The organism is Pseudorhizobium endolithicum (genome assembly GCF_902153245.2).
Classification (GTDB): Bacteria; Pseudomonadota; Alphaproteobacteria; order Rhizobiales; family Rhizobiaceae; genus Neorhizobium; species Neorhizobium endolithicum.
In genome coordinates this window covers 1-7,496 of the sequence record NZ_CABFWF030000006.1, presented here as the reverse complement: position 1 = coordinate 7,496, position 7,496 = coordinate 1, and the positions used below count along the sequence as shown (strand labels likewise).

Annotated in this window: 8 protein-coding genes, 1 tRNA gene and 1 pseudogene; 4 read left to right on the top strand and 6 right to left on the bottom strand. The window is 63.5% G+C overall.

Features of this window, described 5'->3' with window-relative positions:
- Positions 1 to 88 precede the first annotated feature (88 nt).
- The 3 genes from RTCK_RS03305 to RTCK_RS03295 all read right to left on the bottom strand — a co-directional run bounded on the left by RTCK_RS03305 (position 89) and on the right by RTCK_RS03295 (position 1,475).
- Positions 89 to 325 carry a hypothetical protein gene (locus RTCK_RS03305; protein WP_142591594.1) on the bottom strand — a complete coding sequence of 79 codons (237 nt, stop codon included), beginning with the start codon at positions 323 to 325 and terminating at the stop codon, positions 89 to 91.
- A gap of 92 nt (positions 326 to 417) precedes the next feature.
- Entirely contained in the window at positions 418 to 663 is a 246-nt protein-coding gene (locus tag RTCK_RS03300; RefSeq protein ID WP_142521289.1) for a hypothetical protein, read from the bottom strand.
- Between the two features lie 473 nt (positions 664 to 1,136).
- Positions 1,137 to 1,475, bottom strand: a complete 339-nt coding sequence (locus RTCK_RS03295) for a DUF2147 domain-containing protein (protein WP_142591592.1) — start codon at positions 1,473 to 1,475, stop codon at positions 1,137 to 1,139.
- 502 nt (positions 1,476 to 1,977) lie between these two features.
- Here RTCK_RS03295 and RTCK_RS03290 point away from each other — a divergent pair.
- The gene (locus RTCK_RS03290; protein ID WP_142521287.1) at positions 1,978 to 2,244 is read left to right on the top strand and encodes an SEL1-like repeat protein; all 267 of its coding nucleotides are present in this window, start codon (positions 1,978 to 1,980) and stop codon (positions 2,242 to 2,244) included.
- Positions 2,245 to 2,266: 22 nt separating this feature from the next.
- Here RTCK_RS03290 and RTCK_RS03285 read toward each other — a convergent pair whose 3' ends face one another.
- The 3 genes from RTCK_RS03285 to RTCK_RS03275 all read right to left on the bottom strand — a co-directional run bounded on the left by RTCK_RS03285 (position 2,267) and on the right by RTCK_RS03275 (position 4,987).
- Positions 2,267 to 3,376 (bottom strand): pyridoxal phosphate-dependent aminotransferase, encoded by a 1,110-nt coding sequence (locus RTCK_RS03285; RefSeq protein WP_142591590.1) that lies wholly within the window; start codon positions 3,374 to 3,376, stop codon positions 2,267 to 2,269.
- Positions 3,377 to 3,446: 70 nt separating this feature from the next.
- Positions 3,447 to 4,307, bottom strand: coding sequence for a LysR family transcriptional regulator (locus RTCK_RS03280; RefSeq protein WP_142591588.1), 861 nt, complete (start codon positions 4,305 to 4,307; stop codon positions 3,447 to 3,449).
- 329 nt (positions 4,308 to 4,636) lie between these two features.
- Positions 4,637 to 4,987, bottom strand: coding sequence for a hypothetical protein (locus tag RTCK_RS03275; RefSeq protein WP_142521284.1), 351 nt, complete (start codon positions 4,985 to 4,987; stop codon positions 4,637 to 4,639).
- 215 nt (positions 4,988 to 5,202) lie between these two features.
- Between RTCK_RS03275 and RTCK_RS03270 the strand changes: the two are divergent.
- The 3 genes and pseudogenes from RTCK_RS03270 to RTCK_RS03260 all read left to right on the top strand — a co-directional run bounded on the left by RTCK_RS03270 (position 5,203) and on the right by RTCK_RS03260 (position 7,421).
- Positions 5,203 to 6,419 (top strand): annotated as a pseudogene (locus tag RTCK_RS03270) (NAD(P)/FAD-dependent oxidoreductase).
- A 10-nt stretch (positions 6,420 to 6,429) separates the two neighbouring features.
- Positions 6,430 to 7,233: an aldolase/citrate lyase family protein gene (locus tag RTCK_RS03265; protein WP_142521282.1), complete on the top strand. Its 804-nt coding sequence runs from the start codon at positions 6,430 to 6,432 to the stop codon at positions 7,231 to 7,233.
- Between the two features lie 97 nt (positions 7,234 to 7,330).
- Positions 7,331 to 7,421 (top strand) — tRNA-Ser (locus RTCK_RS03260).
- Positions 7,422 to 7,496 lie beyond the last annotated feature (75 nt).

Sequence of the window (7,496 nt, the reverse complement as noted above, 5' to 3'; positions counted from 1 at the left end):
ATATTTCCTTCTTTAGGTGGGGCTGCCGTGCCGGAAAGTTTGCGACCTGAGGCACGGGATAGCCGGGATCTTGAATGGACTGCGTTATTCAGTTCGGGCGATTTGCGCCCTCGTAGTAGTCGCCATGATCGGGCGCCTGGCGCACGTCCTGGCCGACGAAATCCGCACGGTCGCCGACGCTGTTGGTCTGCACCCGGTCGATGCGGCTGGTGGCGGCGTCCTTGGAGATGCCTTCGTAGTAGTCGCCGGCTGCGACTGCTGCACCGCCGAAGGTGGCGGAAGCGATGAGGGCTGCGGCGAGGGTGGTGGTGAGAGACTTGGTCATCTTGATATTTCCTTCTTTAGGTGGGGCTGCCGTGCCGGAAAGTTTGCGACCTGAGGCACGGGATAGCCGGGATCTTGAATGGACCGCGTTATTCAGTTCGGGCGGGTTGCGCCCTCGTAGTAGTCGCCATGGTCGACGGTTTCGCCGGCCACCTGAACGGCTGCGTCCTGACGCGGAGCGGTCGAGGCCTCACGGACGCTGCTGGTCTGGAAGGTGTCCACGGTTGCTGCCGCTTCCGGGTAGAGACCCTGATAGTACTCGCCGGACGCGAGCGCCGCGGTGCCGAAGGCTGCGGAGGCGATCAGGGCGGCGGCGACGGGTGTGAGAGACTTGGTCATTTCGAATTCCTTGTAGGCATGAGCGAAGCAGTGCTGCTTGCTGGCTGACATATCGGATCGAAACGATCGGTTCGGAAGACCAGAAAATGGAATCCGCTGTCAACGCATCGTTGACAATCATCATCGGGCTTGGCTGCCTCAACCCATGAGGGAACACGGCCCAGGTCCCGGTCGATCAGGGCGGGCCACCCTCTGACCGTTCACCTGTCGGGACAGATAAAGTTGTTATTTGTCATGGGGTTTTATATGAGAGATCGGGAATTCTAGCGATGGTGGAAAGGGCCGCGCCCACCCGCTCGAAATGTGGCGCTTCCTGGGCGAGCCGGCACCAGACGGGCGGTGCAAGAACCTTCACAAATTTTTTACAGAACCGGATACTCGCGTCCGGCCTCCCGATGAGCGTGCCGGACACGGAAACATCAACAAGGAAGCAGGCGCCGCAAACTATGCGGCGCCCTTGGGCCGCCTCTCGATCAGAGCCTTGTCCAGGTCTGGGTCTTGCACAGGATCTTCATGACGCAGCCCTTCATCTTCAGCGAGTTGCCGCTGACGGTGCCGGAGCCGCTATAGGTCTTGTCGGCTGCGGGGTCGGTGATTTCGCCCGTATAGCTGCCGCCCGTGCCGGCGAGCTTGCCGATCTGCTTTCCGGCGTGCTTGCCGGTCTTCAACGTAACGCAATAGGCACTGCCGCACTTGGTAATCGCCGCAGTTTCGCCGCTTGCGGTTTTCCAGTTGCCTTCCAGGGGCTCTGCCGCCTGAGCAAATCCGGCCATCGCAACGAAAGCGGCCGCCACCAGTACATGACGCATCATCATCTTCTCCATCCCTGCGGTCCTTATCTGCGGACCGGTTCCTCCAGCCTGCCCAAAAGGCAAGGATCGAAAGAGTAGCTTACGCGCACGTAAAGGTAAACGGAGATAGGCGCGGCAAAAATCGAATTTCGCATGGAGCGCGGCTACGGCGGCTGACAGCCGCGGTTCGCTGCCACTCGCCAGGATGGTTAGTGGAGCGTTTAAATGCGGATCTGAAGTTTTCGTAAAAATTTCAGTGGATGTCAGGTGGGGCAGGCGGTCCGATGTTTAACGAAAACCCAATTTTACCAAGCATTTGTATTTTGTTTTCTCACAATTAATCATGCCTTTTAGCCGACTGTTGGAAGGTCTGCCGCATAGTCCCTCTCAACAACCGAGCGGAAAATCCGCCGGCCTGACGGAGAAAACAGCCGCGCGAGACGGCACTCCGGAAGGCTCCCGAAAAGGGGGTGAAGAACAGGGACATGCCAAAGCAACAGGCTTCGAACAGGGATTAAAGACGATGGCACGCTTTGAAATGCAGAATTCCGAATACGCCGCGATGGGCGGCGAAACCCGCGCCGATACCTTCTGCGAAATGGGACTGATGTATGCGACTGGCCGCGGCTGCCCCGTCGATCTGGTTTCGGCCCACAAGTGGCTGAACATCGCAGCGATCAAGGGCTCGGACCGTGCTGCGGAACTCCGTGCCGATCTGGCCCAGACGATGAGCAAGACGGAGCTGGCGACCGCTCTTCGCGCCGCGCGCGAATGGATGACGATGCACTGAGCGCCCGCCCGCCCGCGGAACCTCAGACCGTCTTCAGGACCTGAGGCAGCGCCTGTTCCAGCAGGAGCATGTCGGCCTCGGGCCCGGTGCTGATGCGGATGCACCGGTTGAGAGGCGCGACGCCCGGCATGCGGATGAACACGCCGTGCTCCATCAGACTGTCGACGATGGCTTTCGAATAGGCGCCGTCGCGACCGCAATCGACGGCGACGAAATTGGTGGTGGACGGGAGCGGCAACAGGCCGCTGGCGCGGGCGATGCGGCCGATGCGCTCGCGGGACCGCCCGATATTCTCCAGGACCTCCCGCAGATAGCTCTGGTCTTCCAGGGCAGCCAGCGCCGCGGCGGTGCTGATGCGCGCCATCCCGAAGTGGTTGCGGATCTTGTCGAAGGCCGCGGCCGTCCCCGGCGTGGAGATTGCGTAGCCGATGCGGGCTCCTGCCAGCCCGTAGGCCTTGGAGAAGGTGCGGGTACGGATCACGTTTGGCTGGTCGATCAGTGCACCGACAGGCGGCGTCGAACCTTCGGGCGCCGTTTCACAATAGGCTTCGTCCAGGATGAGGAGCGTCGTTTCTGGCAGGGCACGGGCGAAGTCGACGATGCTGTCGGCATCCCACCAGCTTCCCATCGGGTTGTCCGGATTGGCAAAGTAGACGAGCGGCGGATTTTCCCGGCGCACGGCCGCCAGAAGGCCGTCCAGGTCCTCGCGGTCGTTCACGTAAGGAACTGTGACGAGCCGGCCGCCATGGCCGTTCACATGGAAGTTGAAGGTCGGATAGGCGCCGAGCGAGGTTACGACGGACATTCCGGGCTCGATGACCAGCCGCACGATCTGGCCCAGCAGGGAATCGATTCCTTCGCCGATGGCGAGATTGTTCGGCCGGCAGCCCAGGTGTGCGGCGAGCGCCTGCCTCAGTGCATGGTTTTCCGGGTCGTTGTATTTCCAGGTCTCCGGAGCCGCCTCGGCAATCGCCCGAAGCACGGACGGAGCGGGACCGAAGCCGTTTTCATTGGCGCCGATACGCGCCTTGACCGAAAGCCCTCGGTTGCGCTCGATCGCTTCCGGTCCGACGAACGGCACCGAGGCGGGGAGGGACTGGATCAGTGGGGTGAAACGGGAAAATGCGGACATGTTGAGGGACCTGCTGGTGGAATCGGCACACCATAGGGCCGCTGTCCCCGCACGCAAGTCCCGCGAAGCCTCAGTCGGTTCGCCCGGCCAGGCGAGGAGCCAGCCGCTTGAACAGCGCGGCGAGCCGGTCCATGACCAACCGCATCTCCGGCCGGTGCCGGTCGTCGTCATGGGCGACGATCCACAGGGTATAGGACAGATCCTCAAGGATAGGGCTTGGCCGCTTCAGCCCCGGCTGCGCGTCTCCGACGAAGCACGGGAGGACGCCGCGGCCGTTGCCGGCGATGATGAGTTGGAGCAACAGCTCGGGAGAATTGGCCCAGGTCCTTATCTCTCCCTCATGATGCTCGAACACCCACCGGTCCGCCGGGGAATAGGCGCTCTGCGTTCCGAGCGACACCCAAGGCGGCGTCGCCTTTCTGAGGGCCGCGGAGGAGTAGACGGCATAGGTCACCTGTACCGACTTGCGGATGGCGAGGTTGCCGTTTTCGGGCCGCTCGCGCATCAGGCCGACATCGGTCTGCCGATAGGTGAAGTCGATGCCGGCACGATGCATCTGGCAGCAGAGCCTGAACGGGTCCGAGGATGCCCGGATGTCCGATGTCTCCTGCGCGATCAGCTTCGAGAGCCAGGCATCCGCGCCAATGGAGACGATGGGCAGCGCGAAGGCTTGCCCGCGCCACTCGGCGATCTTGCCTGCCGCTTCCTGCATGGCGTTGACATGCGCCAGAAGCACTTCCCCATCGGGCGCCGGCCGGTAGCCCCGCTGGCTGCGCACGAAGAGCGTGCGCCCCGTGGCCCGCTCCAGCATCAGCATCCTGCGGCCGATCGTCGGGGCGCTGATCCCGGTGCGCGCGGCCGCGGCACCGAGGCCGCCGGCCCTGGCGACGTTGAGGAAGAGCTTGAGATCGTCCCATTCCGGTTCGGTCATGGCTCCATCCTAGCCGACCGAAGGCGGACGCGCATCTTTCACCGGTGAAATGAACGTTTCTTATCCCCGTCTACAAGCGATGCTCGTCAAAATCCACCTGAGGCCCACGCCATCAGGAGGAGTGACGATGCGGCTGGGTTGGATGCAGATATGGCTGGCGCTTCATGGCCAGGCGCAAAAGAGGCGGCGCTCTCCCCTTGCAGATCCGCTGGAAGGGAAGGAATGGCAGCCCTTCCTCTGGGCGATCCCATTGATCGTGATGATGTCGGCAGTTCCGCGTGAAGGCAGCCGAAGGACGTACCGGCGGATGTTTTACCGCCCAGGCCGCCTCAATCGATATCGAAGCCGAGGCGGATGACGTGGTGCAGGAATTCGGGGTCGATCAGCATGTTGAAGCCTACGGTCACCTTCTCCGCCTCGCGGCGGATCAGCGTGCAGCCGATGTCGTCATGGATGCCGAGGATCTCCAGGAAGAAATTGTTGGGGACCGGCACATGCGGGCTCACCTCCAGATCTGCGCCGTAGAGCGAGATGGTGCGGATCAGGCAGCGCAGGTGGGTCTTGGTGCTGAGGTGGTGGCCGACGAAGATGATCTTGCCCGGCCGGTCGATGGCGAACTTCTCGAAGACCTGGTCGCGGGGAATGTTCTGTTTGGGATCGCGGTCCATGTTCAAGGGCATGACACCCTCCTTCTGTCTCCTCACGGCACAATTCTAGCCTGCTTGGACTAACACATCCTGAACGTCCCCCTGCAAATTGCGCAGATGCGGGTAAAATGGCCGCAGGCGAACCGTCGTCTCTCCATATTGCCGGGCCGGCCCGCCGGTTGACGCCGCGGCAGGTCGCGGCTACCCCTGCCGGTCGCAAGATCGGCGTCGGCAGAAAGGGCGGTCGTTTGACGGACGGACTGGTTATCGTTGGGGCGGGGCAGGCGGGTTTTGCGCTGGCGGCAAAGCTGCGGGCGCTCAAGGACGAGCGGCCGATCACTCTTGTTGGCGCGGAGGACGTGCCTCCCTACCAGCGCCCGCCCTTGTCCAAGAAATACCTCATGGGAGAGATGGAGTTCGATCGCCTGACGTTCCGGCCCGCAGGCTGGTATGCCGACCATCACGTGGACCTGCGGCTTTCAGCTCATGTGGAGCGGATCGACCGGGCGGCAAGGCGGATTCTCCTGCAGGACGGTTCCTCGCTGGCATACGGCACCCTCGTGCTCGCAACCGGAGCTTCGCCTCGAACGCTCCCGGCTTCCGTCGGCGGCGGATTGGAGGGCGTTCACCTCATGCGCGACAAGCGTGATGCCGATGCCCTCGCGCACGAAATGCGGCCGGGTCGCCGCCTGCTGGTGATCGGTGGCGGCTATATCGGGCTCGAGGCGGCCGCGGTCGCGAGGCATCTCGGGGTGGAGGTCACGCTGATCGAAATGGCCGACCGCATCCTGTCACGCGTCGCATCGGCGCGGACGGCCGAAATCATCCGAACCGTCCACCTGCAGCACGGCGTGGCGATCCGCGAAGGCACCGGCCTCGCGCGCCTGCTCGGCCGGGACGGCCGTGTCTGCGGCGCGGAGCTTTGCGATGGAAGCGTGATCGACGTTGATTTCGCCATCATCGGCATCGGCGTGACGCCGAACGATCGGCTGGCCAGGGAGTGCGGCCTGGATGTCGGCAACGGCGTGCTGGTCGATGCCTTCGGCCGCACATCGGATCCGTCGATCTACGCCGCCGGGGACTGTACGCTCCTTTCGTGGAAGGGCACGCGCATCCGCCTCGAATCGGTGCAGAACGCCGTCGATCAGGCCGAGGCCATCGCTGGCGTCCTGGCGGGCGGCGGCGCGCCCTACGATCCGAAGCCGTGGTTCTGGTCCGACCAGTACGACCTCAAGCTGCAGATCGCCGGCTTCAACCTGGGCTATGACGAAACCCTGGTACGGCCTGGAATGCGCGAAGGCAGCGTCTCCATCTGGTATTTCCGCGAGGGCCGCTTCGTCGCCGTGGATGCCGTCAACGATGCCAAGGCCTATGTGACGGGCAAGAAACTCCTCGACATGGGCCTCGACCGGACCGCGTCATCCTCGTCGATCCGGCGGCCGATCTGAAGCAACTTCTCTCCTAGGACATTCGCGATGCCAGCACCCAAGAACCACTTCAAGGCCGCCCTCCGCGCGGGCAGTCGGCCGCAGATCGGCCTCTGGCTCAACACCGGCGAACCGCTGCTGGCGGAGCTTGCCGGCACGGCCGGCTACGACTGGCTGGTCATCGACGGCGAACACGGACCGAACGACCTGCGCAGCATCATGACGCAGTTGCAGGCGCTGTCGGCGTCTCCGGCCGAAGCGGTCGTCCGCCCCCCGATGGGCGAGACGTGGATGATCAAGCAGTTGCTCGATGTCGGCGCCCGCACGCTGCTGGTGCCGATGGTTGATTCGGCCGAGCAGGCGCGCCAGTTGGTTCGCGCCGTGCGCTATCCCCCCCACGGCATCCGCGGCGTCGGCGCCGCCGTCGCGCGCGCTTCCGCCTTCAACACGATTCCCGACTATGCCGACACGGCAGCGGATGAGATCTGCCTCCTCGTGCAAGCCGAAACCAGAGCCGCGATCGCCGATCTGGAAAACATCGCGGCTGTGGATGGGATCGATGGCATCTTCATCGGCCCGGCCGATCTCTCCGCCGACATGGGCTATATCGGCCGCATCGAGGCGCCGGAGGTGCAGGAGGTGATCGAGAAGGCCATCGGCACGATCACCGCCGCAGGCAAGGCGGCCGGCATCCTGACGTTCAACGAAGCGCTCAACCTGCGCTACATCGATCTCGGCGCCCGCTTCGTCGCCGTCGGCTCCGACGTGGCCGAGTTCGCCGGCGCCCTTCGCTCGCTTGCCGCCCGCTACGGCCGCGGCGTTCCGGGCTCCGGCGGACGTTCGGGATATTGAGGGGGAGGCGGGTGCCTCCTCCATCTCACGGGCAATTCGCCTGCCGCCTCGAAAAGACCTTGCAATCCCCCTGCATCCGAAATAATCAGGCCGCACCGGAGAGGTGGCCGAGTGGTCGAAGGCGCTCCCCTGCTAAGGGAGTATACGTCAAAAGCGTATCGTGGGTTCGAATCCCATCCTCTCCGCCATTTCTTCTCGTGTCCGACCCGGAGACATAGGTAACAGACTGTACCTAAGACATGGGTGACAACCTCGTGCCGAAC

Excerpts from the sequence above, each read along its gene's own strand:
- RTCK_RS03305 (WP_142591594.1), bottom strand. The coding sequence starts at position 325 with ATGACCAAGTCTCTCACCACCACCCTCGCCGCAGCCCTCATCGCTTCC.
- RTCK_RS03300 (WP_142521289.1), bottom strand. The coding sequence starts at position 663 with ATGACCAAGTCTCTCACACCCGTCGCCGCCGCCCTGATCGCCTCCGCA.
- RTCK_RS03295 (WP_142591592.1), bottom strand. The coding sequence starts at position 1,475 with ATGATGCGTCATGTACTGGTGGCGGCCGCTTTCGTTGCGATGGCCGGA.
- RTCK_RS03290 (WP_142521287.1), top strand. The coding sequence starts at position 1,978 with ATGGCACGCTTTGAAATGCAGAATTCCGAATACGCCGCGATGGGCGGC.
- RTCK_RS03285 (WP_142591590.1), bottom strand. The coding sequence starts at position 3,376 with ATGTCCGCATTTTCCCGTTTCACCCCACTGATCCAGTCCCTCCCCGCC.
- RTCK_RS03280 (WP_142591588.1), bottom strand. The coding sequence starts at position 4,307 with ATGACCGAACCGGAATGGGACGATCTCAAGCTCTTCCTCAACGTCGCC.
- RTCK_RS03275 (WP_142521284.1), bottom strand. The coding sequence starts at position 4,987 with ATGCCCTTGAACATGGACCGCGATCCCAAACAGAACATTCCCCGCGAC.
- RTCK_RS03265 (WP_142521282.1), top strand. The coding sequence starts at position 6,430 with ATGCCAGCACCCAAGAACCACTTCAAGGCCGCCCTCCGCGCGGGCAGT.